Origin of the sequence: Xylanibacillus composti (assembly GCF_018403685.1) — a bacterium.
In the GTDB taxonomy this organism is placed as follows: Bacteria; Bacillota; Bacilli; order Paenibacillales; family K13; genus Xylanibacillus; species Xylanibacillus composti.
Window position 1 is genome coordinate 91,984 of the sequence record NZ_BOVK01000031.1, and the last position, 25,307, is coordinate 117,290.

Annotated in this window: 24 protein-coding genes and 1 pseudogene; 2 read left to right on the top strand and 23 right to left on the bottom strand. The window is 49.4% G+C overall.

Translation table 11 applies throughout. The features are described from left to right. Nucleotide 1: 1 nt before the first annotated feature. The 3 genes from XYCOK13_RS12360 to XYCOK13_RS12370 are packed head-to-tail and all read right to left on the bottom strand — an operon-like array spanning nucleotide 2 to nucleotide 3,764. On the bottom strand, nucleotides 2-1,663 hold the full coding sequence (locus XYCOK13_RS12360) for an ABC transporter permease (protein ID WP_213412461.1): 1,662 nt from the start codon (nucleotides 1,661-1,663) through the stop codon (nucleotides 2-4). Beyond that, nucleotides 1,663-2,763, bottom strand: a complete 1,101-nt coding sequence (locus XYCOK13_RS12365) for an ABC transporter substrate-binding protein (protein WP_213412462.1) — start codon at nucleotides 2,761-2,763, stop codon at nucleotides 1,663-1,665. Before XYCOK13_RS12365 ends, XYCOK13_RS12360 begins: the two co-directional genes overlap by 1 nt. Then, nucleotides 2,751-3,764: an ABC transporter ATP-binding protein gene (locus XYCOK13_RS12370; RefSeq protein ID WP_213412463.1), complete on the bottom strand. Its 1,014-nt coding sequence runs from the start codon at nucleotides 3,762-3,764 to the stop codon at nucleotides 2,751-2,753. Before XYCOK13_RS12370 ends, XYCOK13_RS12365 begins: the two co-directional genes overlap by 13 nt. Nucleotides 3,765-3,935: 171 nt before the next feature. On the opposite strand from XYCOK13_RS12370, the gene XYCOK13_RS12375 reads away from it, so the two are divergent. Beyond that, the gene (locus XYCOK13_RS12375) at nucleotides 3,936-4,835 is read left to right on the top strand and encodes a LysR substrate-binding domain-containing protein (RefSeq protein WP_213412464.1); all 900 of its coding nucleotides are present in this window, start codon (nucleotides 3,936-3,938) and stop codon (nucleotides 4,833-4,835) included. A 30-nt stretch (nucleotides 4,836-4,865) separates the two neighbouring features. On the opposite strand, the gene XYCOK13_RS12380 is transcribed toward XYCOK13_RS12375, so the two are convergent. Both XYCOK13_RS12380 and ssuE read right to left on the bottom strand, forming a co-directional pair. Continuing rightward, nucleotides 4,866-6,044 carry an MFS transporter gene (locus tag XYCOK13_RS12380; RefSeq protein ID WP_213412465.1) on the bottom strand — a complete coding sequence of 393 codons (1,179 nt, stop codon included), beginning with the start codon at nucleotides 6,042-6,044 and terminating at the stop codon, nucleotides 4,866-4,868. A gap of 16 nt (nucleotides 6,045-6,060) precedes the next feature. Further along, nucleotides 6,061-6,615 carry an NADPH-dependent FMN reductase gene (gene ssuE, locus XYCOK13_RS12385; RefSeq protein WP_213412466.1) on the bottom strand — a complete coding sequence of 185 codons (555 nt, stop codon included), beginning with the start codon at nucleotides 6,613-6,615 and terminating at the stop codon, nucleotides 6,061-6,063. A 191-nt stretch (nucleotides 6,616-6,806) separates the two neighbouring features. Here ssuE and XYCOK13_RS12390 point away from each other — a divergent pair, with 191 nt between their 5' ends. After that, a complete protein-coding gene (locus XYCOK13_RS12390; protein ID WP_213412467.1) occupies nucleotides 6,807-8,450 on the top strand; it encodes a PucR family transcriptional regulator in 1,644 nt (547 codons plus the stop codon). An 83-nt stretch (nucleotides 8,451-8,533) separates the two neighbouring features. On the opposite strand, the gene XYCOK13_RS12395 is transcribed toward XYCOK13_RS12390, so the two are convergent. The 18 genes and pseudogenes from XYCOK13_RS12395 to XYCOK13_RS12475 all read right to left on the bottom strand — a co-directional run bounded on the left by XYCOK13_RS12395 (nucleotide 8,534) and on the right by XYCOK13_RS12475 (nucleotide 25,288). Continuing rightward, on the bottom strand, nucleotides 8,534-9,862 hold the full coding sequence (locus XYCOK13_RS12395; RefSeq protein WP_213412468.1) for an LLM class flavin-dependent oxidoreductase: 1,329 nt from the start codon (nucleotides 9,860-9,862) through the stop codon (nucleotides 8,534-8,536). A gap of 48 nt (nucleotides 9,863-9,910) precedes the next feature. Further along, nucleotides 9,911-11,500 carry an ABC transporter substrate-binding protein gene (locus tag XYCOK13_RS12400; RefSeq protein ID WP_213412469.1) on the bottom strand — a complete coding sequence of 530 codons (1,590 nt, stop codon included), beginning with the start codon at nucleotides 11,498-11,500 and terminating at the stop codon, nucleotides 9,911-9,913. Between the two features lie 42 nt (nucleotides 11,501-11,542). Next, nucleotides 11,543-12,586, bottom strand: coding sequence for an ABC transporter ATP-binding protein (locus XYCOK13_RS12405; RefSeq protein WP_213412490.1), 1,044 nt, complete (start codon nucleotides 12,584-12,586; stop codon nucleotides 11,543-11,545). Continuing rightward, a complete protein-coding gene (locus tag XYCOK13_RS12410) occupies nucleotides 12,552-13,583 on the bottom strand; it encodes an ABC transporter ATP-binding protein (RefSeq protein ID WP_213412470.1) in 1,032 nt (343 codons plus the stop codon). The genes XYCOK13_RS12405 and XYCOK13_RS12410 overlap by 35 nt, the downstream gene beginning before the upstream one ends. Nucleotides 13,584-13,622: 39 nt before the next feature. Beyond that, complete coding sequence (locus XYCOK13_RS12415) at nucleotides 13,623-14,558, bottom strand: ABC transporter permease (protein ID WP_213412471.1); 936 nt, start codon at nucleotides 14,556-14,558, stop codon at nucleotides 13,623-13,625. Nucleotides 14,559-14,572: 14 nt separating this feature from the next. Beyond that, nucleotides 14,573-15,490 (bottom strand): ABC transporter permease, encoded by a 918-nt coding sequence (locus XYCOK13_RS12420; RefSeq protein ID WP_213412491.1) that lies wholly within the window; start codon nucleotides 15,488-15,490, stop codon nucleotides 14,573-14,575. Between the two features lie 440 nt (nucleotides 15,491-15,930). Beyond that, nucleotides 15,931-18,096 carry a protein translocase subunit SecD gene (gene secD / locus XYCOK13_RS12425; protein WP_213412472.1) on the bottom strand — a complete coding sequence of 722 codons (2,166 nt, stop codon included), beginning with the start codon at nucleotides 18,094-18,096 and terminating at the stop codon, nucleotides 15,931-15,933. 103 nt (nucleotides 18,097-18,199) lie between these two features. Then, nucleotides 18,200-18,571, bottom strand: coding sequence for a hypothetical protein (locus tag XYCOK13_RS12430; protein WP_213412473.1), 372 nt, complete (start codon nucleotides 18,569-18,571; stop codon nucleotides 18,200-18,202). A gap of 123 nt (nucleotides 18,572-18,694) precedes the next feature. Continuing rightward, entirely contained in the window at nucleotides 18,695-18,985 is a 291-nt protein-coding gene (locus XYCOK13_RS12435) for a hypothetical protein (protein ID WP_213412474.1), read from the bottom strand. A 23-nt stretch (nucleotides 18,986-19,008) separates the two neighbouring features. Beyond that, entirely contained in the window at nucleotides 19,009-19,560 is a 552-nt protein-coding gene (locus XYCOK13_RS12440; RefSeq protein ID WP_213412475.1) for a nucleotidyltransferase domain-containing protein, read from the bottom strand. 134 nt (nucleotides 19,561-19,694) lie between these two features. Beyond that, nucleotides 19,695-20,111: a GNAT family N-acetyltransferase gene (locus XYCOK13_RS21920; RefSeq protein WP_308443027.1), complete on the bottom strand. Its 417-nt coding sequence runs from the start codon at nucleotides 20,109-20,111 to the stop codon at nucleotides 19,695-19,697. A 63-nt stretch (nucleotides 20,112-20,174) separates the two neighbouring features. Continuing rightward, a pseudogene (locus XYCOK13_RS21925) lies at nucleotides 20,175-20,525 on the bottom strand (YunG family protein); the annotation flags it as partial. Between the two features lie 363 nt (nucleotides 20,526-20,888). Further along, nucleotides 20,889-21,329, bottom strand: coding sequence for a DUF3997 domain-containing protein (locus XYCOK13_RS12450; protein ID WP_213412477.1), 441 nt, complete (start codon nucleotides 21,327-21,329; stop codon nucleotides 20,889-20,891). A gap of 104 nt (nucleotides 21,330-21,433) precedes the next feature. Next, nucleotides 21,434-21,841: a cupin domain-containing protein gene (locus XYCOK13_RS12455; RefSeq protein WP_213412478.1), complete on the bottom strand. Its 408-nt coding sequence runs from the start codon at nucleotides 21,839-21,841 to the stop codon at nucleotides 21,434-21,436. Between the two features lie 309 nt (nucleotides 21,842-22,150). Further along, complete coding sequence (locus tag XYCOK13_RS12460; RefSeq protein WP_213412479.1) at nucleotides 22,151-22,471, bottom strand: hypothetical protein; 321 nt, start codon at nucleotides 22,469-22,471, stop codon at nucleotides 22,151-22,153. Nucleotides 22,472-22,582: 111 nt separating this feature from the next. Further along, on the bottom strand, nucleotides 22,583-22,741 hold the full coding sequence (locus XYCOK13_RS12465) for a GTP-binding protein (protein WP_213412480.1): 159 nt from the start codon (nucleotides 22,739-22,741) through the stop codon (nucleotides 22,583-22,585). 262 nt (nucleotides 22,742-23,003) lie between these two features. Next, nucleotides 23,004-24,197 (bottom strand): transposase, encoded by a 1,194-nt coding sequence (locus XYCOK13_RS12470; protein WP_213412481.1) that lies wholly within the window; start codon nucleotides 24,195-24,197, stop codon nucleotides 23,004-23,006. A gap of 602 nt (nucleotides 24,198-24,799) precedes the next feature. Then, a complete protein-coding gene (locus XYCOK13_RS12475) occupies nucleotides 24,800-25,288 on the bottom strand; it encodes a class I SAM-dependent methyltransferase (RefSeq protein WP_280520897.1) in 489 nt (162 codons plus the stop codon). Nucleotides 25,289-25,307: the final 19 nt, after the last annotated feature.

Sequence of the window (25,307 nt, forward strand, 5' to 3'; positions counted from 1 at the left end):
GCTACTCCTTTCTGCCTGCTCCCAGATGATTCATGATGGCGAGCACTACTGTCGTGATGCCGACGGAAATGACCGCCATCGCCATGCCCATCGCTACCTCCCCTTGCTCAAACTGAGCAAAGATGTATGTTGCGGATACCCGCATCGAAGGCGGCAAAATTAGCAAGGACGCCACCAGCTCGCGGATCGATATCGTGAAGGTCATCATCCATCCTGCCAGCATGCCGGGTATGAGCAGCGGCAGGATGATTCGTCGAAAGATGTACCAGGGCGTACCATTAAATACGCGCCCTGCCATGGTCAGGGAGCCGTCAATCTGCCTGAAGCCCGATTTGACATATTGCACCGTGTACGGCAAGAACAGCACCACGTAGGTCAGCACCACCATTCCGTACGTATTGTAAAGCGGAATGGGCATCCACGGCGCGTTCCAGAACAAGATCAATCCGACTACCGTTACAATGCCTGGAACCGTATTCGGCAGCAAGCTGAACACATCCGTTGCCCGTTCAGTGAAACGGCTGGCTTTCTTGATCTGGAGCGAAAGGAATGTGCCGAGAATCACTGCCACTGTTGCTGCCAGGCAAGCCAGCCCGATGCTGTTCAACAGCGCCTCTAATCCAGGCGAATTCCACGATAGCAGCCTCTTATAATGGTCAAGCGTAAAATTGCCCGCACTTAGACCGTCCCCTCTCAGCTTCTGAAGTGAGGCAACAATAATGGAGAAATACGGGACTCCGATTGACGTGGCGAGCAGCAAGCCGATATAGCTCCACGCGAGCAACGCTTTCCACCCCCGCAGCTTGACGTAGGACTGTCTGCTCCCTTTTCCGCCCAAAGTCGCATAATCGAAGCGTCGTGTAATCACATGCTGCATATACCAGAACAGCAGGCAGGTGCCAAGCAGGACCGATGCCAGCGCAGTAGCCCGGCCGAAGTCCAGCGGCCAGCTGGAGGTGTAACGGTGAATCTCGCTGGTCAGTACATAATAGCCAATCTTGCGCCCAAACGTGGCCGGGGTGCCAAATTCGGCTATTGTCTTGACGAACACTAGCAGCGCGCCCATTGCGTAGCTGCCGAGCAGCAGCGGCGCTACAATGCGGCGAAATCGATACAGGAACCCTGCCCCGTAGATGGCGGCTGCTTCTTCGTAGCCGGCCCCGATGCGGCGCAGCGCATTGCGCAATATTAAGTAGAGAAATGGATACAAATGCAGGCTCATGATCGCCGTCATGCCGAACAGGCTGAAGAAATGCGGAGTGATGCTTGCCGCTCCCGGCCACAGCTGCTCCAGAAACCCTCTGCGCTCCATGAATAGAATCCAGCCCATCGAACCGATATACGGCGGCGTCATGAACGGAATAATAAACACAATATCCAGCCATCGATGCTTGCCGATGCTTGTCTTGGCCGTCAGCAATGCGGCCGGCAGCGCAAGCAGTGTAGCGCCAAGCACAACCAGCAACCCCAGCCAGACCGAATTCAGGAGCACCTCCCGCAAACCCGCATGGCGGATGACTTCCAGCGGGGCCAGCCAATCCCACTGGCCGTGCGGACGCACGCTCTCCATCAGGATGAAAAGCAAGGGCAGGACGATCAGGACCGACAGCAACGCCAGCGCCAGAATCCTGCCCCACGCAGCGGGTATAAATTTCGAGAGCATTATTTGAACAGATCCAGGAATTCCGTTGTAATCGCTGGTCCTTGCTCTGTCATCCAGTTCCAGTCATAATCCAGCAGCTTGATTTCATCCACCTGGGTGCGATCCTGATGGGCAGGCACGTCCGAGCGCCCGGGCAGCAAGTAGGCGTTTGCCACCATTTCCTGTGCCTCATCGGACAACAGGTAATCGATGAACTTCTGTGCGTTCTCCACGTTTTGCGCATCCTTCAAGATCATTGAGGGACGCGGGTTGATGACAGTGCCGCTTATTGGATAGGCAATCTCAATCGGCTCCCCCTTGGCAATCTCGCTGTATGCCATATAGTCCACGCCAGCCATGACCGCGCTCTTCGCACCTGTAATCACCGGATCAAGCGCCTCCTTATTGGCTCCTGCCAGCGCCACGCCATTATTCTTCAGCGCTTGGAACAGTTCCCAGCCTTCGTCCCCTCTTTCATTCAAATACCCGGAGATGAAGTCCAACGCCGAACCGGACAGCGAAGGATCTGGAATGTTGACAGCCCCCTGCCAGTCGGCACCTGCGAAGTCAGCCCAATCAGAAGGCGGATTGTCGACCAGCTTGGTATTATATGTCATGCCTAGTGCCGAAGCGCTGTAACCGAACAGGTGCTTGTCCGCATCGATCCAGGTCGGATACAGATTGTCGCTGTTCGCCGCTCCTGCATAGCTTTGCGTCAGGCCCTGCTCCTTCATTGCAATGCCCGACGGCCAGGATGCGAGTATGACCACATCCGCCACCGGATTATTCTTCTCTGCTTCCAGTCTCGCCAGGATCTTGCCCGTCGTGCCGTCGAACTGCTCAATGGTGATGCCGGTTTTCGCTTCGAATCCTTCCTTGATCGCTTCCGCCACGCCTCCAGGACCTGCCGTATAAACGACGAGCTTGCTGCCGCTTGCCGCCATTTCTTGCGCCCCTTCTTGATCTTGCGCTGCTGTCTGCGGCTGATTGCCGGCATTGTCTGTTCCTGTGGCGATGCCGCCTCCGCTCTGGTTCCCGCCGCAAGCGGTCAGTGCCAGAATCAACACAATGGCCGCCACTAGCAGCTTGCTTGCTCCTTGCTTCCTGTTCAAAATTTCCATGACATCACTTCCTCCTTGGGATGGGAATAGGGATTGGTTCCGACAACATGCACATGTCGGGATGATGCGAACAACCGCAGCCGCTCGCCTTCTCGAAGCCGATCTTGGTGGTAAGCCGTCCATTGGCTGCCATCCTCCAGCTCCACTGTAATTTCGTAACGCTCTCCCTGATAGCTGACATTTCGAACCATGACATTCCAGCTTACATCCCCCGATGAAGTCGGCTCCCACCGCAGATGCTCGGGCCGAATCATCACCTCATCCGGTTCAATCCAGTTGGACTTGCCGATGAATCGGGCGGCGAAAGGATGCGCTGGTCGGTGGTAGATCTCTTCCGGCGTGCCGTCCTGCAGCACCTTGCCAGCTTGCATGACAATAATGTGATCGGACATGGACATAGCCTCAAGCTGATCATGGGTCACATAGATGGCGGTCAGGCCGCGTTCTTTCACCAGCTGCTGCAGCTCCGCCCGCATTTCTTCCCGCAGCAGCGCGTCAAGCGCACTTAGCGGTTCATCGAATAAAATCAGCCTGGGCTCTACGGCAATCGCCCTCGCGAAGGCTACCCGCTGCTGCTGTCCGCCAGACAATTGGCCCGGGTAACGCTGCTCAAGCCCCTGCAGACGAACAGCGGCAATCGCGCTCATGACCTTTTCCCGCAAGCGATTCGTCGCCTTGGCAGCTCTCAGGCCGAATGCAACATTCTCAAAGACGGTCAAGTGCGGCCACAGGGCAAAATCCTGGAACACCATGCCGAGCTTGCGCTTGTGAACCGGCTTATTCACTCCTGATTCCGCGTCAAACATACACGCTTCATCCAAATACAGCTGTCCCGAATCGGGGGGTGTGAGGCCTGCGATCATGCGCAGCAGGGTCGTCTTGCCACAGCCTGACGGACCGAGCAAGGTCGTGAATTGGCCGGAACGGACTTGCAGGTCTGTTGGATGGACCGCCGTTGTCCCTTCGTACGACTTGGATAACTGGTTCAAGATCAACTCCATGCCAAAATCCTTTCTTCTTCGAAGATGATCCTAGTGTACGGGACTAGCTTTATCGCGGTGTTAAGCTTGCGTCATCCCTTTGTTAAATATTTTGTTAATCTATATTCATTTCCATAGAACTTTTCTATACTAGTGAGAGAATAAGGGTAGAAACTACGGGGAGGGCGTCACATGAACCTGAACAAGCTGGAGATTGTTATCATGCTAGCCAAGCACAGGAAGGTATCTGCGGCAGCGGAGGCGTTGGGAATGAAGCAACCGACCGTGTCTTTTCATATGAAAAGTCTGGAGGAGCATTACGGCGTTCGTTTATTCGAATCCAGAGGGGGCATGATGGTGCTCACTGAGGCAGGCAAGGCACTGCTGCATTATGCAACAGGCATTCAGGCGCTTAACAGGGAAGCCGATCGTGTCTTGCAGGAGTATAGGGAGATGGATAGAGGGACATTGACAATCGGAGCGAGTTATGTTCCCGGTACCTATCTGCTTCCCGGGATGATTAGCAGCTTTAGCCACGTTTACCCGGGGGTTACGGTAAAAATGCACATCAAGCCGGCACCGGTGATCCGTCAGCAATTGCACGATCATCAGATTGACATTGGATTTTTGTCTTCGCTGCCCTTTGAGGACAGTGAGCTGCATACGATATATTTGGGCGCCGACGATCTCGTCCTTGTGTATTCCGCCGCACACCCTTTCGCCCAGCTGAAGCATATCGATGTATCAGCGATCGCCTACCAGCCCTTTATTTACCACGAAGCTCACTCCACTACCCGTCAGATGACCATGCAGTGGGCAGCTGCGCATCAGCTTAATCTTCGCCCCAGCATGGAATTGGATTCATTGGAGGCGATCAAACGAGCCTTGCTGCTGGGAGACAGCATTTCCTTCATCTCGCAGCAGGCGGTCAAGGAAGAGGTCGACAGAGGCATACTTGCCTGTTCTCCTCTGCCGCCTCCCACACAGGACCGGGCCATCTATGCCTGTTACCGCAAGGACCGTTGGTTGTCCAAAGGAGTTCAGGCATTCTTGGACACCGCACGGCAAAGTGGAGGCCATCAGGCGACATGACAAAGGCAATGCTGGATCGCGCCTCCCCCTTTATGCCTTCCCCCGCCTCTCAGCGCGAACCCCTGCATTGAATAAGGGCCACGCGGAAACGGCCACGAGAAAAATGAGGAGATATGCGAGCGGAACGTTCCCGAGTCCAATAACAAAACCGGTAGACAGCGGCCCAATCGTCCCAAATAAATGACGAGAGAAAAATAACATCGAAAGCGCAGTCCCTCTTAAATCAACGAACCAATTGACCAATATGGCAGTGACAACCGAGAATATAATGCCGAGCGAAATGCCGACAAGATAAAGGTTGGGGACGAGCGCAGCAACGACATGCACGCCCGAAAAGCTGTAAACAAGTCCCACGAACGTGCCGGAAAACACAGTAAGGGCAATCAAGCCAAGCTTAACAATTTTCTCCCTGCTCCATACCTGCAACAGCTTGCGGCTAATAGTCGAACCCGTTGCAACGCCAAGCGGAATAGTCATAAATACATAGCCCGTCCAGCTCGCTTCAATATGCAAATGATCAGCGAACAAAAAACCCAAGCTCGTATGGAAGCTCTGGATGACGAACGAAGTGCCGGCAGCGGATAAACAAAGGTAAACCAGATTCGGCCTATGCAAAAGGCGAATAGCCCCCTTGAATGAAAAGGTGCTGACCATCCGTCCTTCCGGCAAAGCGCTGGCGAGTACAAGGATCACAAGGAAGATGCACCCGGTCAAGATGAGAAACGAATAGCGCCAGCTGCCGACAAGCTCAACCGTTGCGCCTACAGCGGGCCCCACTGCTGCGCCAATACTATGAAACATCTGAAAAACTGAGATCGACTTGTCTCTCTCCACGCCGCTGAACATTTCGGTAATAATTGCATTCCCGCACACTCCGACCGAGGCTGCGCCGAGAGCTTGCACGATGCGAAATGCGATAATCGCCTCGATGCTCATCGAGAAGAATATCCCGAGACTGGAGAGGGTAAAGACGGAAAGGCCGACCAAAAGAATAGTTTTCGGCTTCCATCTATCCACCATCGGACCGTAGAAAAGCTGTGCTACCGCCAACGCGAAGGAATACAGGGCAATCGCCATGGATACTTCGAAGGTCGTAGCAGACAGCTCCTCCCTGATCGCTGCAACACTCGGCAAAAAAACAAGCTGGGACAAGGTCGCGATCATTCCTGCAGAGCATAATACGTATAGGACAGCTTGTTCTTTTCTCATCTGTTCTTCATCCGCTCTAGGCTTGTTTCTCTGCTGCGGCCTCTCTCCAGCGCATTTCGAATAGAAGTTCATCCAGCGCTTGCTGCAATCTTTGATGCAATTCATCGTCCATCTCAAAACCGTCATCCACGCGCGCGATCATTTTGTCCACGCCATATACTCCGGCAAGGATATGCCTGCCGGAGAGTGCGGAAATGACTGGTTTCAACGCATAATCCATTGCCAGCAAATGCGCCATCGACCCTCCGACAAAGAGGGGCAGTACGATTTTATTGTGCAGGCCTTTTTGCGGAAGCATATCGAGAAACAGCTTCAACACACCTGTATATGACGCCTGGTAAACTTGACTGGCTATCAGTACCGCTTGCGCTTCCTTCACCCAGTTCACCTTCTCCTGAATCGCCTCGCTCTGAAAATCCGCGCGAACCAAGTCCTTTGCGGGCAGCTCGGCAATGTGCACAGTCTTTACCTCAATTCCTGAGTATGCAAGCTTCTCGCAACTTGCTTGAATAAAAGCGTTCAATCTTGAATTAGCTGTCGGACTGCCGGAAAGGATTACCACGGAAGACATAGTATCAGCTCCTTATGTTGTCTTGATCTCATTCTAGAAAACCCTTATCGATAGTTACATCATAAGGCATAATACCTAACAATTCATTAGTCAAACCGTACAGAACGCAACGGTTTTATTAGTTATTGCAGCTATAATTCGATCATGATACACTATTTGCGTTAGATATAATGACATTCGGAGATGATATCATGCAGCTGGCAGATTTGCTTCACAAACTCTCATTTCCGCCTTCCACCGTATTGGCAGGGAAATCCGGACTGCACCGCTCCATCCAATCCGTGAATATCATGGACACGCCGGATATGATCCGCTATCTCAAAAAGGACGAGCTGCTGCTTACGAACGCGTATGTGATGAAAGACGACCCCGAGCAGTTGATCATGCTTGTCAACGATATGCAAGAGAGAGGCTGCGCGGGACTCATGATCAGCTCAAGAAGATTCCTTCCCGAGCACCCTCAGCAATTGCTTACTGTGGCAGAACGGCTGAACTTCCCGATCATCGAACCCCCTCCAGGCCTTACACTAGGTGAAATATCCAACAAAGCGATCGGGTTTATACTGGAGCAAAAAACAGACGAAATGAAATATGCGCTCGATTGTCATCAGCATTTTTCGAGCATGGTCATCCAGGGACAGGGACTGCCCGAAATCATTAATGCTCTTGCCGCTGTTTTGGAACATTCCATTGCGCTGTTTGATCACCATTTTGATTCACTAGCACTCTCCAATAATATCGATTACGCTTCGTTCGCCCCCGTGCTGGCAAACGTGCAGCAAATACTCAGGGAACTCCCCCTCACTTCCCCTGCTACCCGGCTGTGCCTGTTGCACGACCGCGCAGATTGGCGAAGGACACTGACAGTGTATGCCATTCATTCGTATCAACCGAGCGGATTTCTCGTCGTTTTTGGCGAAACCGATGACGGAAGAAATCTCTCGCACTTGGCTATCGAGCAAGCCATAAACGTGATTCAATTTGAGATTTTGAAGAGACAGGCGGTAAAAGAAAGGTCGAGGCGCTACAAAAATGAGTTTTTTGCAGATGTCGTCGAAGGTTATATTGCTTCTGAACAAAACATTATGCACCGGGGGAGTCGTTACGGCCTCGTCAATGACAGCAAATACCAGACCATCGTCGCCAAGATTGACTCTTTCGGCACGTCCAATCCATATGCGCTCACAATCAGCGAACAAGAAACGAAGGAGAGGATAATCGATCAACTCTACGAATACGTGAAGCCTGCATTGCTGGATAAGGGGCAGGATTGCATCCGTTTTGTAAAAAACGACGCGGTCGTATTGCTGCTTCCGACTTCGAACAAAGGTCCATGGTTGGAGGAATTGCTCTCAGACGTATCGGAGCGCGCTTTTCACCAGCAGCAGCTCCCAATTTCCTTCGGGGTCGGAAAGCCCGTCGATCATTTGCTGGATCTGCCCCTGTCTTACAAGGAAGCCCTGGAGGCATTGGAATTCGGTTATCGGTGCGGAAAAGAACGCTTCGTCCAACTGAATAACAACCGGGAGCTCGTTGACCTGTTTCGATTCATGGATATCAATTATTTGAAAGCCTTCTACAAGCATACGGTACAGCCCTTTGCGCATTTGGAGGAAAAGGAACGGACAGACCTGCTGCTAACGCTGAAAGTGTATTACGATCAAAATTGCCGCATTGCGGAAACGGCTTCGCGGTTGTTTGTACACCGCAATACCGTGATCTACCGTTTGGACAAGTGCGCTCAAATTCTGGAGAGAGAGTTGACAGCCGCTGATGAAAGCCTCCGGTTCCGCATTGCCTTCCTGATCGAGCCTCTGCTGCAGCAACCATCATGAAAAGCCGGCATCTGCCGGCTTTTCGCTTCAATTCTATTCACCTCGAGGCGTGCCTCCCCCTCTTAGTCGTTCCAGGCAGTTCATTAACGTTCAGCAACGGCCGCCGCGAACTGATTAACCGGTCTTGACAATCCCAGGTTCTCGCGAAGCGTGCTTCCAGTATACTCGGTGCGGAACAATCCTCTCCGCTGCAGTTCCGGGATTACTTTTTGCGAGAATTCTTCCAGACCACCCGGGAAGTACGGCGGCATAATATTGAATCCGTCACAAGCTCTGGTGAGAAACCACTCTTCCAACTGATCCGCAACCTGTGCGGCAGTTCCCACGATAGTAAAGTCACCGCGCCCGGCAGCAGTGCGGTGAAGCAACTGCCGGATCGTCAGGTTTTCGCGCTTGGCCAAGTCCACGAATATCTTATACTTGGTCCGCTGCCCATTAATTTGCTCCGCATCCGGCAATTCCGGCATCGGTCCGTCCAACGGATACGAGAACATATCTACACCCGTCAAAGCGGATAGTCTGCGCAATCCGATTTCCGGATTAATCAGCGCATTGAGCTCCTGCTCCTTCTCTCTGGCTTCCGATTCGGTTTCACCCAGGATCACGGCAACACCCGGCAATATTTTCATCTGGTCGCCAGACCGCCCGTATTTCAACAGTCTTGCTTTGACATCCTTATAGAACTGTCTGGCTTCCTCGATGTTCGATTGCATCGTATAGATCACTTCCGCAAACCGGGCGCCAAATTCTCTCCCGCTCGGCGAAGAGCCAGCTTGCACCAGAACAGGGTACCCTTGAGGCGACCTCGGGATATTCAGCGGGCCTTTCACTTGGAAAGCTGGACCTACGTGATGAATCTCCCGAATTTTGCTGCTGTCCGCAAAGTCGCCAGACGATTTGTCGAAGGTCAGCGCCTCGTCCTCCCAGCTGTCCCACAGCGCCGTCGTCACTTCCAAGAACTCATTGGCGCGTTCATAGCGCTTGACATGTTCCAAGTGTGAATTCTTGTTGAAATTATATGCGGCATCTTCACTGCCGGTTGTTACGATATTCCAGCCGGCTCTGCCTTTGCTGATATAGTCCAATGATGCGAAATAGCGAGCCAGGTTATAAGGTTCTGTGTATGTGGTCGAGACCGTGCCGATCAAGCCGATATGCTTCGTGACTGACGCAATCGAGGAAAGAAAGGTAAGCGGCTCGAAGAAGTTCGAGAAGGATTTCCCTCCGGACAAACCGTCTGCAAGGAAGACAGAGTCGAATTTGGCCTCCTCTGCGATTTGGGCCAACCTTTGAAAATACTTGATATCCATCATTTGCTGCGGATCGGCATCCCGAAACCGCCATGCCGCTTCATGGTGCCCCATGCCGAACAAAAAGCAGTTCAAACTCATTTGCCTCTTCATTTCCGCCATATTCGCTCACCCTTTCATCTTAGTGTGTAATCCCCTATGAAGCCCGGGCTATTTCCGCTTGATTTCCTCCACATAGAACATCTGATCCACGCGCGGTTCGTAGTCCAGCGCATCATTAATCCCCATAATATCCTTGAATTGATAAACGTAGATATAAGGCAATTCTTCTGCTACGATACGTTGAATTTCCTGATATTGCTCGGCCCGCTCCTCAGCATTCATGTTGACTCGCGCCTTCTCAATCAGCTCATCCACTCTTGGATTGCTGTATCCGAAGCCCGCCGGATTATAATCGGAACGGAAGTGATCCACGGCCAATGAAGCGTCGAACAACAGGTTGTTCCAGCCAACAAGCAGAAGCTCCTTATTCTTCCCGGTATTGCGAACATCCACATATTGCGATCTCTCGTGCACTTCCAGATTCACCTTAATGCCGACTGCTTCCAGCATGCCCGCGATCAACTGCGCCATTTCGCTGTTCGAGTAAATACTCGTGCCCTGCATCGTACCGAATGAAATCTCCAAGTCATCGTTATATCCAGCCTCTTGCAGCAATTCGCGCGCACGTTCCGGGTCGTATCGATAGGTGTTGTGCAAGCTTTCCTCGAACCCTAACACTCCTGGAATAACGCGAGTACGGGAAGGGACGGCAAGACCGTTCGTAAATTTGTCAGCCAATGCCTGATTGTCAATCGCATAATCGATCGCTTCGCGCACTTTCGGATCCGATGTCGCAAATGCTTCATTCTGGTTCACCATGATCATCGACATAACGGTCGTTTCTGCCTCGATTGCCGATGTTCCATCATGGTTCTGTATGCGATCCCAATCGGTAACCGGAACGGACGAAGCGACATCAATGCCTCCGGTCAACAGCTCCCCAATTCGAGTAGAGGCCTCCGGAATCGTGCGGAAGACGACTGTATCCCATTCTGAAACATCGCCATTGAAATAACGATCATACTTCTCAAGAATGACGCGGTCATCTTTCCGCCATTCCACGAATCTGTACGGCCCGCTTCCGATCGGCTTCTTCAAGAATTCATCCCACCCTGCTTCTTCTATATAGGATTTCGGGAAGATGCCCGAGCCTTCTCGAGCAATGCGATACGGGAGCGCAGGATCCGGTTCGTGTGTAATAATGTCAAAGTTATAGTCGTCTATGACGCGGACTTCTTTGATCGACTTGTAATGCACGTGCTGCTGCAGCATATCGTCTGTAGCGACACGTTCCAACGAGAACTTGATATCCTCTGCCGTCATCGGATCGCCATTGTGGAAGGTTATGCCCTCCTTCAACCGGAACGACCAAGTAGTGTCATCCACATTCTCATAGGTTTCGACCAAATGGGGCTGCAAGCTTCCGGCATTGTCCCGTCTGAGCAAGTAGTCCAGTACGTTGACCATGATGCTTTCAGTCGATACCGATGTGGAATTATGGGTATCCGGCGTATCCATATCGAACGTGAGCGCAATATGCAGCTCACTGTCTGTGCCGCTTGATTGCGCACCTTCGCCCTCGTCCGCAGATCGATCACTCTGCGAGGGAACAGCAGAATTCTCGCTGCAAGCGGCGAGCAAGACCATCATCACAATCAACAAGAATAGGGGAACACGCCTTGCATTTCTCTTTAACATACAGCTTCTCTCCATTTCTCCCTTAGGATTTTGTATGCGAAATTAAGGAATTTTCCTTAACATCGTGCCGATGTATGGTAATTCGGGAGCTGCCTTCCCTGTCACAGGGTGGTGGCAGGCTACTTGATGCCCGGTAGAAGGCTCCTCCTCCAAGGACGGCTCCTTCGATTTGCAGAGATCGCTCGCGAAGCTGCAGCGTGTATGGAATTTGCATCCGGGCGGAGGATTTGTCGGACTCGGCAATTCCCCTTCCAGGATGATCCGCTGCCGCTTCCCGCGCATCGAGGGCGTGGAAATGGGAATCGAGGAAAGCAATGCCGCCGTATATGGGTGACGGGGCTCGGTAAATAACTGCCGCTTGGTTGCGATCTCCACGATTTTCCCCAGATACATCACTGCAATGCGGTCGCTGATATGCTTCAACGCAGGGAGTCCGTGTCCGATAAACATATAGGTCAGATGGAATTCCTTCTGAAGCTCGGAAAGCAAATTCAAAATTTGCGATTGAATCGATACGTCCAGCGCAGAAACCGCTTCGTCGCATACGATCAATTTCGGCTGCAGCGCCAGCGCCCGGGCAATTCCGATGCGCTGCCGCTGGCCTCCGCTGAACTCGTGCGGATACCGGTTCACAAACGACGGGCTCAGCCCGACAATGTCCATCAACTCGGCTACTCGACGATCCAGCCTCTCCCCCTCCGCGACCCGATGTGCGCGAAGCGGCTCGGCTATAATATCCTTGACGCGCATTCGCGGATTCAGCGAGGAGAACGGGTCCTGGAATACCATCTGAATGTCTTTGCGCTTCTCCCGCATTTGCTCCGGCGTCAATGTGCGCAAATCCACACCGTCAAACCAAATTTCCCCTTCCGTCGCCTCGAGCAAGCGCATGACGACGTTGCCAGTAGTGGACTTCCCGGATCCGGATTCACCTACAATGCCAAACGTTTCTCCTCGATACACCTTGAAATCCACACCATCTACAGCCCGCAGGTAGACCTTCTCCCGGGCAAACCACCCCTTTGTCACATCGAAGTACTTTTTGACACCTTTAACCTCCAACAGCGGCTTCTCGTCTCTGCTCAAATCCTTCAACCAAGCTCACCTCCCCATGCTCATGCAGCCAGCATCGCACATTCGCCCCCGCGTTGATCTGCGCCAACGGCGGTTCCTGCTTCACGCATTTCTCCATCGCATACGGACAGCGGGGATGGAACCGGCAGCCTATCGGCATATTCGAAGCAACAGGAACCGTTCCCGGGATGGATTCCAGCACTTCGTTCCATTCATCTATTTTCGGCGTACTGTTCATGAGACCCAGCGTGTACGGATGCGCCGGGGATTGAAACAACTGGAACACGTCCCCCTCCTCGACAACCTGACCGGCGTACATAACGACAACACGGTCCGCGATCTCCGCCACAACGCCAAGGTCATGCGTAATGATCATAATGGAAGTGTTTAGCTCTGATCTTAAATCCATCATCAGCTTCAAGATTTGCGCTTGTATGGTTACATCCAAAGCTGTAGTGGGCTCATCTGCAATCAGCAGCTTCGGATTGCATGACAGCGCTATCGCAATCATCACCCGCTGCCGCATACCGCCGCTTAATTCATGCGGATATGCACGGTACACTTCTTCCGGACGCGGGATTCCCACTTTTCTCAACATCTCGATGCTCTTCGCCTTCGCCGTCTTCTTGTCGACCGTTTGATGCAGGGTGATATTCTCGGCAATCTGGAAGCCTACGGACAGCAACGGATTTAATGAAGTCAAGGGCTCTTGAAAGATCATGGAAATGGCGTTTCCTTGAATGTGTTTCAATTGTTTTTTGGACAGCTTCGTTAAGTCCTTGTCCTCAAACAGGATTTCACCTCCTTCAATTTTGCCCGGCGCCTCCACAAGTCCCATAATCGAAAAGGAGGTCACGCTTTTTCCGCAGCCGGATTCGCCCACGATACCAAGCACCTCGCCCGGTTTGATCTTCAGAGAGACCCCATCCACCGAGCGTGTCGTTCCGCTTTCCGTATGGAAATAGGTTCTCAGGTCACGCACTTCCAGCAAAGCCTCTTGTTTCGCCATGCCTCATCCCTCCTGAAAATATGAGTACTTCTATAAACGTCAGGATCGCCGCCCTTGCGAGCGCGGATCGAACACATCCCGCAGCCAATCACCCAGAAAGATAATCCCCAGTACGGTAATCGTAATGGCCAAACCAGGAAAAGCTGCAATCCACCAGCTTGTTGCTATGTGATCCCTTCCTTCGTTCAGCATGTACCCCCAGGACACGGCAGGGGGTTGAATCCCGAGTCCGAGGTAACTGAGCGAAGCTTCCAAAATAATGTTGCTGCCTACCGCCAGTGTAGAGACGACAATACATAGCGAAGCGATATTCGGCAGAATATGGGTGAACATGATCGTTCGATCCCGGCTGCCGATCGACCGCGCCGCCCGCACATAATCCCGCTGTTTGATGCTTAATACTTCACCGCGTATCAGCCGGGTGAACATCGTCCATTCCGTTAGCCCGATCACGATGATCAGCGTGGAGACGCTTGAGCCGAACACGCCGATAATGACGAGCATCAACAGAATGCCCGGAATAGCCATCTTGGCATCCACCAATCGCATAATCGCCGTATCAAACCATTTGCCGCCATAAAATCCGCAGACAATTCCCAGCAAAATGCCAATGAACGCAGCTATAACAACCGACACACCGCTGACCAGCAAGGAAACTTGTGCTCCATAAATCAGACGGCTTAATACATCCCGACCGAGATTGTCCGTGCCCAAGATGTGCTGCATGGAACCTCCCTCCGCCCACGCCGGCGGTGTCAACGTATTGCGAATATCCATCACAGTCGGATCATGCGGCGCCAGATAAGGAGCAAATGCCGCCATTAGTATCACAGCAACCACAATGATGAAGCCAACCGTCCCCGTCTTGCTATTCAGCAAGAGCTTCGTCCATCTGGCGAACGGACTGATCTTCCTTCCAACCTCATATTGACTGCTTGAGGCGCCCGGCCTCTCCATTCGGATCTCTGCTGCCATCTCCCACTCCCTCCCTATTCGTATTTAATCCTTGGATCGATGAGGCGATAAGTGATATCCGCCAAAAAGTTCATGAGGATGATGGCCAATGCGCTTACGATGACAACCGCCTGCACGACCGACATATCCCGAACGTTAATCGAGCTGACTAACAACTGCCCCATTCCCGGCCAGGCAAAGATCGCCTCGGTAATAATGGCTCCGCCTACGACCCACTGCATTTGCATGGCCAGAATTGTAACGACAGGAATCAGGCAATTTCGAAATGCGTGTCTAAAAATAATAGTGAAGCTGGATACCCCTTTGCTCTTGGCTGTCCGGATATAGTCTTGACTCAGAACATCCAACATGCTGGAACGAATCAGACGCGTGATCTCGGCTGCCGTATTGCTTCCCAGCGTGACGGCGGGCAGGATGAGATGCATCCAGGTCCCGTGTCCGGATACAGGAAAAAGGGACAGCGTAATCGAGAATACCAGAATCAGCATGATGGCTAACCAGAAATTAGGAACCGCCTTGCCCAATACAGAAGTGCCGGTTATGATCAAATCAACAAAGGTGTTCTTTCTCATTGCGGAGAAAATCCCCAGCGGGATCGCCATGACTAAAGCGAAAACCATCGATGCCGCGCCAAGCTGCAACGTTAGAGGCAGCCTCTCCAAGACGAGCGAGAGCGCATCTTGCTGGAACACATAGGATGTGCCAAAATTCCCTTGCACCAAATTCCACATATACATGCCGTATTGCTCATAGAGCGGACGGTTCAAGCCCAGCGCTTCCCGCAACCCTTCAATCTGCTCAGGGGTGGCGGTTTCCGCCAGCATTAATGCGACCGGATCGCCGGTTACAAAAATGAGGATGAAAATGACCGAGGAAATAATGAAAAGGACAGGAATAATTTGAAAAGCATATTTTAGAACGTAAATTTTGATGACACACACCTCCCTGAAAAATATGCTTTTTGATGATAAACTGAAGACGAAACGGCTTATTGTGTTATGTTTGATTACATATTAACAACTTGTTTGTCCTAAGTCATTAGTTATAAACGCTAAGAAAACCTAAGTCGTTTGTTCTTAAGGGCCAAATATAACATTGAAATGATATATTGAATCACACAATGGTCGCATGGTCATAAATCATCTAATATGAACAACGAACAGAGACGCTGGATAAAAGAAAAAAACCCTTAATACTAAGGGTTTTTTGAATGGAATGCTATGAATCTCCAGAAGTGAATCCTCATGTGCGACAGCAACTGCCTGATCGCTTATCCGCAGCACTTGCGAATGATTATTCTTCCTAACACCTAAAAGACGCGTCCGGTCAATACACAATGGAAGAATAAGAACATCTCACAGCCTCCGAGCGATTATGGCTCAGATACGGTGACAGATTGTGAATGCATGGATCTTTTCTTCAATACCAGCCAAATCTGGCTGGCAATACATATCGATGAATAGACGCCAAACACCAGACCTAACGTCATAGCCAATGAAAACAGCTTGATTGACTCACTGCCGAATAAAAACAAGATTAACGAGGCGAAAAGAACAGTTATCCCGGTATTGATGGAACGGGTTAACGTTTGCTGGATACTGCTATTCACCAAATCCTCCAAAGCTTTTGCTGATTTCTGCGTCCCCTTCGCCATGTTTTCTCTGATGCGATCAAAAATGACGATGGTGTCATTGATCGAATAGCCGATAATGGTCAGCACAGCCGCCACAAAAGGCAAATTGACCTCAAGTCTGAAAAGCGAGAAAGCGCCGATGACCATAAATGCGTCATGCATAATTGCAATTATCGCTGCCAGTGCAAAGCGCCATTCAAATCGCAAGCTGACATAGAGCGCAATTCCCACACTCGCGGCTGCAACGGCATAGATGGCTTTTTGCGCCAGTTCCCGCGCAATGCCTGGGTCTACCGTATTTTCTTCGGCGGACGATTGCTCGCCAAACGAATCACGGAAAACGTCCATGATTCGTTCGATTTCTTCTCCAGTCAGCACACGGTCGAAGCGGGCGGACACCCGTTCCGCCGGATTTCCGCCAACTGTCAAGGAAGCCGGTGTATGACCTGCGATTTTGAATAGCTCCTGAGCTTGCTCCCGATTGATTTCCTTGCCTACGGTCACATCTAAGCTGGTCCCCGCTTTGAAATCAACGCCAAGATTCAACTGAAACACCATCAGGGAAACGATGCCGACGGCTGTAATCATCAGGGATATAAGGAAAAATGGCTTTTTCCATTTAACAAAATCGATAGCACGCGTCCATTTGGCAGGGGAAGCTCCATTTGAATCGGATAATGATCCAATTTCAGACGCCTTGACCCCCAGCCATTCCGTTCTGCGGATCATGCCGGAGCGAATCAGCTGCTGCAGCAGCCATCTGGACATGAAAACATTGGTGACCATGCTGAGCACAATGCTTAAAATTAACGTCAAGGCAAATCCCTGGATTGCGCCCGTTCCCAGATAATACAGGACGACACCGGCAAGAATGGTGGTGATGTTGCTGTCCAGAATCGTCCTCAACGATTGTCTGGAGCCCACTTTCATCGCGGAAGGTATGCTTTTTCCGCTCTTCAGCTCATCCTTGATTCTCTCGTAGGTTATAATATTGGCATCCACAGCCATCCCAATTCCTAGAACAAAGGCAGCAATTCCCGGCAAGGTTAGCGTTGCGTTCATCCAGTCGAATATCAGCAATAAGGCCCATGTATAGGTAATGAGCGTGATGCTTGCAATTATACCGGGAACCCGGTACATACCCACCATAAAAAGCAGAATCAGAATGGATGCGATCACACCCGCTGTGACCGTCTGTTCCAGAGACTGCTGACCAAGCGTTGCCCCAACCGATTGTGTATATTTCTCTGTCAATTGCAAAGGGAGTGCGCCCAGGTTGATGATATCCGCTAGTTCTTGCGCCTCTTCCCGGGTAAAAGAACCGGATATGGTCGCATTGCCATTGGGCAACACATGTTGAATGATCGGCGCGGATATTTGTTCTTCGTCCAAATAAATCTTCAACGGCTGGCCAAGCAACTTTTCGGATACCTGCCGCAGCTTATGCGGGTCTTTCACTTCAATGTGGATGATGGGACGGTTGATCTCATCAAACCCCACCTCCGCAGCTCCTTCTTTGAAGTCAATCCCTCTCATTTCTATCGTTCCGTCGGGTCCGCGAAAGGTCAACTCTGCCGGCTTTCTCATCATTTCTCTCACTTGCTCTTCATTGGAAACACCAGCAATCCGCGCACGGATGCGGTCTTCCCCCTCGGGGGTGACTTCTGGTTCAGCGACGCCATACGCATCTGCACGCTGTTCCAGCATACGCGCCGTCTGCAGGAGCGCATCGCAAGTGATCGCAGTGCCTTCCTCAACAGGCTTGGCCTCATACAAAATTTCAAAACCGCCCTTGAGGTCCAAACCCAGCTTCAAACCATTCATAATGGCTGGAGTGGTCGTGAGAATAACGGCGAACGTAAGAATAACCGTCACAAAAAAGACTACCGTCCTTCGAATATTCAATTGAAAAACTCCTTATAGGCAGAATAAAAAACCCGCATCTGAACAAAGCATGTTCGATGCTCACGCAAAAACATAATCATCTTGTGAAACGGGTACCTGCCTATTAGGACGTGTAATTAGAGGTGAATTTAAGCGGTCGGAGTAAAGCATGCTTCATCAGTTGGGGAACATACACAGAATGGTGGTTAATATTGGAGGTCAGCACTTTGAGAAGGGCAAACAGCGTGAGGACAACGACAATAGCCCACTTCTGTGGAAACGGGAGAGATTGGGCATTTAAACCTGCTTTTACATGATAGGTGAATTCTGAATGGGTTTCGCCTTCCAATTGATGAGGGGGCTGTTCATGATTCGAGGAAATCGGGATCAGAGATCCATCCCCCGCACTGGCTTGCATGGCGGGAATAGCTGAAAAGAGCAAGAATAGCAGACAGATCCATATCATAAGACGTTGATACATAAGTTGCTTATTCATAACAGATCTCTCTTCCTCCTTGTCCCTTCATAGTTGTTTATCATCATAACACAAAGCATGAAAAGAGTAAAATCCCCCGGCTGACCTTGAACGAGGCAAGCATAGCAAGCGCTTCGGCGGTCTCTACTGATTCAAAACAATAAATGCCAGCCAACCAATGACAAAATATACAGGCAGACAAGCCAACAATGAAAGGGAGCGTCTATCCTTTTTCATTGATATTGCTGCCCCTACATAAAACAACGGGAACAGTAATCCCCAAATCCGAAACAGCGGCCAACCAGCTAAATATATAGACATGGGAATGATACATATAGCAGAAGCATAGAAAAGTCGATGACTTTTTATCCATATCCCCAAGATAGATAGAACTACTGATGCAATCATGAAAGGCCAGAATAAAATCGTAATCATTCCGCTCTCCCACCTCTACTGTTTTATTGTTCTTTCAGATCTTGCATCCACTTCGAATCAGGTTTCATGATGCTTAGTCCCTTCCTCAACCATGTTCTCTGTTTCTCATTCATATTTGGCAGGAACGTATAGAAATCATGCTCATCCTGTTCTCTCGAAGTCAATCCCTTAAACAGTAACTGCCAAGCAGGATCCACGTAAGGTCTGCCTTGGTTATCAACATGGGAGAACTCGGATACATTCATCCAAATCTCCCGATTCTTTCTGAATTTCACGTTCTCTCCCTGTCTTTCCGTCAGTAGAATTTCGATAAAATCCTTCTCTTTGAAAAGATGCAAACAGTACCGCGGGGGATGGACATCCTCTTTGCTAGTACACGGCTCTAAACGGTGCTCGCCTGGAATTGCCACATGGATTTCCCATTCATGGAAGTAATCAAAAATGACATTGGTATCTTCCCGGAACACACAGATGTCTATATCTTTGTGGCTTCTAGTGACACACCCGATTGCCAAGTCAATGGCCCAGCCTCCCGAAATAAACCACGGCTTCTGAAAATGCTTCATCTCATTCATGATAAAATCAAGGTCACTGTGGATAGAAAACAGTCCCTTCTTGTTTTATTTCCACGACTACCCAAGCTCCTTTTCCATACCATAAAACGGTAAGCATCGTCTTGGAAAACGAACTTCACCCCGCATCTGGTAGCCTAATTTCTTATAAAACTCCACTGCTCGGAGATTTCCGCTATACACGTCCAATCGAACCGATTTGTACGAACCTTGGTTACACATGTCATGTATTGCATTAGTCTGTAGGCGAAACCTTTCCCTTGATGCGAAGGTCTAATGACCAAACGATGAATAACCATACAGTCATCATAAGCCCAATAAATCTCCCTGTACTCTTCTTCCTCGTTAGTATCCAACGTGATGACCCCTACTATTTCACCATCTTTCGTTAAAGCGTGCATATTCTGATTTATGATATCTTTTACGATTACATCTTTATGGGGATATACGTGATCCCACTGAAAAATCCCCTGATAATCAAGATCCTGCTTACATTCTAGGAAGATTTCATTGATCAAATCCAAATCTTGTATGGTCGGACGATGTATCATCATGCTCGAATTATCCCTTCTGGTTACAAGTTGAGATCCGTGTTTGTGCTGGGTAATCAGAGTTGATTGAAGGAATTGACTAAACTTAAGCTTTAACATTTCATACTGCTTCTGACTTGTATCAGTAAATGCTTCATCTCTGTTGGATTGAATATCCAAGTATACGGGCTTGTCGGAGAATTGTGATTCTGTGAAATCAAATGCAACTCCTCGAATTCGGTTGTAATAATGCCATTCATCACGTATAGGAGTTTTCAATATCTCTCCACCACAAAAGTCGTTTACTACTAATGCCGTAACTCCGCATTGTCCACTAGCTGGGTTCTCCCTAGTCCATTTCGAACTTGTATCAACTGACCACGCTTTAAGCAGTATCTCAATCACTAAATCAGGTGTTAGTTGATTAATCAAATGCATCTAAGTACATGCTCCTCTGGGGATTAAAATTAAGTCGTTATTCAGGTAAAAGAACATCCTGAATATAGCGGGTGTCGTATTTGATCTTTATTTTAGGAGTTGCGTTCGTAGATCCTACGCAGAGTAGAGCAATGAAAACGGAATCCAGTATCTCTTCACAATCCTTACGCCTACTTCCATGAATGGTTTCTTCATTGCCTCACATACGTCCGGATATTTCCCAGCCTCGTGCATTAGGGAAACCTCCTGTTCCAACCCTTATTTTTGATGTAGTAGTATGTTGGCACAACAGCACATATGATGATTATACCCGCCCATACATATTTCATTACAGTCATCCTTTCTTATTTAGGAAAGTAAGAACTATCTTGCTTTCCATTCCTGCACCTCTCTTAGTACAATCTCACCAGCAATATTTAGTTCATTTCTTTTTTCTGCAAACCCATGTTCATCATAAGGCCCCGATACCTCTCCTGTATCGATGTCCAAAATCCAAAATTGATAGTTCAGCGGGTCAGGAATCAGGTATCCGTTGGGGCTGTTGAGGTCCGGCTTCAGTTTACCTTGTTTTGCAAGTATATAGCGATCATCCCATGCAACTTCTGTTACTTTTGTAGGTATAAGATTTTCGCTCCACGGTCCTCGTTCCCCTAACTTAAGAGCAATCGTTACATGGTGAGCAGACGTTCTAATTACGGAATAGTTGCCAGGCAAGTCCAAATCGTAATCGGCCGCTCCGGGACACCCTGTCAACAATAAGAGGACGAAGATTGCGATGATAAGCTTTTTTCCTCCTGTTGGCATAGAACCTTACGCTTGAAACCGCCCTAGGTAAAACGCAACGGCTTCAAATGAATGACCAAGCGGTTTATTATACGAACAATACAGTGGTTCCAAAACACACTTCTTTATTGATTTTCTTCAAACCATTTGACGATCTTCGGCATGTTTTCTTCAAATCCACCTGGTATAAAAATATTTAAGACTCCCGCACGGTCTTTAGTCTTATTCTTAAAATCATGAATCATCCCCGAAGGAATGCGGATGAATGTTCCCTTGGGCGCGTCGATAAATTGTTCGCCAACTTGAAAAGTCATAGTCCCTTCCAGTACATAAAAAATCTCTTCGTTCTGATCATGTGAATGGGGTCCGGGCCCATCGCTTAGCGGATCGAGCCACCATTCTGATACACAATACCGATTATCGGTCTCGATGCCGTCTGCATAAAAAACACTGGACATGGAACCCATTTGGTAATGGCGCCCCGATCCTGGTAACGTTACAATAGGCTCATTGCTTCTGTAATCTGTGCTCATTTTCCCAATCCCCTTTCTTTATCCCCAGAATGATCGTTTGGTCTAGATAAACGGCATCTCTTAACTCCACCCTCTATCCAACACACATTTCACTTTACTACCTACTGTTCTTGCCCTTCCAGCAAATAACTCTTAAACGTAATACGCTGTTCCCTCGTCCAACCAGTTCACATGACCGACCACAGGATTAATTTGTTGTATCACCAAATGTACAAATTCATGTATGACTTGGAATGTATATTCTTCGTACAGATTGGGACTATTTATATTTTCAGGCGTATACACTTTGATAATGTCGTCATCGGCATCCTACGTTCCCTCCGTATTTCGTCCAATTATCCTTATCAATTCATCGTGATTCGTATACACATGAAAAGTCGACTTGGCAGAAGGATGAAACTCGAATAGATCCACAATGCGATGGTAGTTCGACTCAAATTCGGTTGCCAGGCTCTCAATCATTTCCTCTACATTTTCGTTCAATATTTGGCTATAAAACAGCCCATGATCAGTCTCTCGAATAAGAATCAAATCACTCTCTGGTTGAACCCCATTGTCGTTAGTACAGGCTGCAAGAATGAATATGGCCGCAACCAATAACACTGCTTTTGCAAAATTGGAACGCCCCATCTTTTCCCCCATATACATGTACCTATAAGTGGATAGAAGAAAAGGAGTCCTGGTCGACTCCTTCCCATTCACTTCCATTATAATCTAAATAAAGTGAAAAGCTATTGAAAATTATAAATTCTCCAAACACAAATTGGATTCGCATTGTTCGAGCTTTCGCTCAAGCTCATTCTTGGAATAGTGCTCGCCCGTAAAGACAGCCACGTCCTGTACTTCTCCTTGCGGTTGAATCGGTAGAAGCTCCAACTGCCTGTATGCGAATTGAAACATGAACCGACCTCCGGTGTCCGCCGCCGTGAAATTCCTTTCGCCCGATAGACGCCATCCGGCAGTTCGTATAGAAAACGGGATTTGAACGATAGGTTCCAGTCGAGTTTATATGTAATCACGATTTATACATGAGCATTTTGCATAATTCCGTTTATAGAAAAGTTGGCTGTAGATTCTTAGGCCAGTAGAACGGTATTTTAGCCGGATTCACCTTTGAATCACAAAATGAACAGACCTGCAGAATTTTTGCTGAATCAAAATTTTAAGCGGCGGCTTCCTTAGACTGACGGGCCATCGCTAACGCAGAAGCCAGCAACACAATTGCGTTTAAGTATTGGTGAGTGGTCACCTTCTGGATGCCCCAAACGTGCATGGCGTCTGCGGTCAAATGAGTTTTCAATCTGGAATTGCAACGTTCTACGCTTGTTCTTTCGTTGTAAAGCTCCTTCCAGCGTTTCGTTTCCCGATGTGGACTCGAGTAGCGTCGCGGATCGCTTTTCGTATTGACTTTGACGACCATTCCATAGTTGGAAGATGAGCATGCAGCCATACCAAGCGGACAGTCGACCTTCCCAGTGGCATGAGGACACCGGAATTTCAGGTGATCGCCATCGGCACCCCAATAGGTCATGGCAAAACCCATCGAGCAGCAGGGCGTGCCGCTAGAGGTCATGCCCGCAGGTGGTTCCTTCTCATTGCGAAGATTCATCGGGATAATCGCTTGCGCTTTGAGCTTCCGTGCCGCTTCATAGTTTTTAAGTTGGTCATATCCGGCATCCAGCATAAAGAATTTCACTTTCGTCCCCTTAGCAACTTGTTTCATAAGGGCAGGGGCCATATCGCCGTCATTGACATGAGCCGGTGTGACGAAGAGTGCCATCGGCAACTCGCTTGCCGCGTCAACGGCAAGATGAAGCTTGTAGCCAAACCACTTGACCTTGTTGCCAAACGAGTCGAACTTCGCGCCCCAGTTGGCATTGCCGGTTAACTCGCTTTTCCGTTTCGGTTGTTTCTTCTCATAGGCATGAATCGCTGCACTATCGATCGCCACGTGATCTCCGTCGATAATTCCTTCCTGCCTACATTGTACGACGAGATCTTCGAACAAGCGTTTCGCAAGTCCCTTGTTGGTTAATTCAGCGAAAACGCGGCTTAATGTCGCAATCGAAGGAGCCTTCCTATCAAGCCGAAGTCCGCATTGATAACGAAAGCGAAGGTCCACGTCTAAACGATGATGCAGGCCGGTAAAGGTATCTATATTCTCAAGCGGGGCAGCAAGCAGTGCACGAAGAATCCCTTGCCTACAATGGCCATCGGCGCCTCGGGGTGAATGGTTTCTCAATTCCTTGGCATACGGACGTAAGTCAAGTGCGCCGAAGAAGATAGGCAATCGTTCTCGAGATTCAAGTTTTTGAAGTTCTTCAAAGGAAAATAGACTTTCTTGGAGAATATACAAAGTGACTTCCCTCCCTTGGGTTTTCTGGTTTCGTCACTTGAAAACTTCTCCAAGTTGGGGTGAAGTCCTTTTTTTATGTTTGAAAACCTTTGTCTAGCAAGGGCTCAGGTTAATGCAAAATGCTCACATAAAAAAGAGACCCTTATTTTAATGGTAATAATTATGTTCTAAGTAGTTTCGACATGTCAATCTGACGTATTCTATTTTGGGGTCCAAATATTTTTAAATCTGTAATCGTTATTTCCGCGATTCCGGGATTCTCTTAATCACTTGAAGTGCCTCCACTTACCTCTTCTGCCCGGCTCGACGCCCGGCCACTGCCGATGAAAACGCTGCTGCAGTAACTCTAACGGATAGGGATGACCGTTACAGGGCGTATGGAGCGTTTTTGACATTGTAACGGACACGGATGACCGGTAGCGCTGAATTGACAGGTCAAAACGACGCTTTTGGGCCTCTAATGGACAGCCGCGACCGTTATAAAATCGAAAGAACATTTTTTTCGCTCTAACGGACATGGATAACCGTTACAGATTCAACCGTCTATTCCGGTCATCAACAAAAGCCCGTATAAATATAGTGTTATCCAATGGAAACAAGTGCTACTCCATTGGATTGTCCCAAGTTAAGGAATATCGATAATAGAAACGGCGTCGGATGATGGCTCCGGGCAAGACATCGCGAGCCACTTGGCGAATTTCGCTAATCGATTCCTTGGGTTCTGCAAGTCGAACGCCGATATCTTGCATCCCGCCATGAAGTCGATCCATGAGTCGGATTGGAAATAGGTATAGTCCCGATATGCAGTAATCCAGCATCGATTTGTCAGCCGCTAGTCCAATAATCAAGACTCGCCCTCCGGGTGCCAGAACTTGTCGTATCTTCAACAGGGCAGCTCTCAGCTCCATATGGTGCAAGGTTGCTACGCATATGACCGTATCATAACATTCTTCCGGAGGGGGAACTGGCAGGGCAAGAAAGTCGCCATTGATGAGCGACACATTGGCTATTCCGTCAAGCCGTGTTTGTGCACGCATCATCGTATCCTTGTCTGGGTCAATTCCCACAGCATGCTGAACGTATGGCGCCAGAGAGTCTGTAAACTATTTT